The following is an 821-nucleotide window of genomic DNA, read 5'->3' on the forward strand; positions in this document are numbered from 1 at the left end:
GGTTCTGTTGCAATAAGGCGATCCGCTATGATGTGCGGAACAACATGAACGGCTGAAAGCTTGATGACGACGTTGAATCCGGCGGTTGCCCGAGTGCTCAAGCGCCTGCATTACCCGCTCGACGTGATCCTGATGTGCGTACGCTGGTACGTGGCCTATCCGCTGAGCTTGCGTCACATTGAGGAGATGGTCGCTGAGCGTGGCATTTGCGTTGATCATTCGACCGTGCATCGCTGGGCGCTCAAGCTGTTGCCGGTGCTGGAGAAGGCATTGCGCCGCCGCAAGCGGCCAGTCGGAAAGAGCTGGCGAATGGACGAGACGTACATTCGCGTCAAGGGTGAATGGCGGTATCTTTACCGGGCTGTCGACAAGGACGGCAACACCATCGACTTTCTGCTACGCGCCCATCGGGACAAGACCGCCGCCCGGCGTTACTTTGAGAAATCGATCGCCCAGAATGGCGTGCCTGAGACGGTGACCATCGACAAAAGCGGCGCCAATCTCGCCGCACTCGAAGCCATCAATGATGATCGTGAAACGCCCATCAGGATCCGCCAGTCCAAATATCTCAACAATCTTGTCGAGCAGGACCATCGCGCGATCAAGCGACGCACGCGACCCATGCTGGGATTCAAAACTTTTCGCAGTGCCCGGATCCTTCTGGCCGGCGTTGAGACTATGCACATGATCGCCAAAGGACAGATGAAATCTGCTCGCGGAACGCATCCGTCCGCCGCTGATCAATTCTACGAACTTGCGACATAAGCAGTACTTTGCATATCGATCAACTTTCCACCGCGAGTCTTACTGCGACAGAACCG

At 56.4% G+C, this 821-nt stretch carries 1 protein-coding gene; it reads left to right on the forward strand.

Annotated features, from left to right (window positions below; all coding sequences use genetic code 11):
• The first annotated feature begins 63 nt into the window (after positions 1-63).
• Positions 64-765, forward strand: coding sequence for an IS6 family transposase (locus BN2476_RS44195; RefSeq protein WP_087740399.1), 702 nt, complete (start codon positions 64-66; stop codon positions 763-765).
• The last annotated feature ends 56 nt before the right edge of the window (positions 766-821 follow it).

This window comes from Paraburkholderia piptadeniae, from assembly GCF_900007165.1.
Classification (GTDB): domain Bacteria; phylum Pseudomonadota; class Gammaproteobacteria; order Burkholderiales; family Burkholderiaceae; genus Paraburkholderia; species Paraburkholderia piptadeniae.

Bases quoted from the DNA above. Each gene is read 5' to 3' on its own strand.
- BN2476_RS44195 (WP_087740399.1), top strand. From the start codon at position 64: ATGACGACGTTGAATCCGGCGGTTGCCCGAGTGCTCAAGCGCCTGCAT.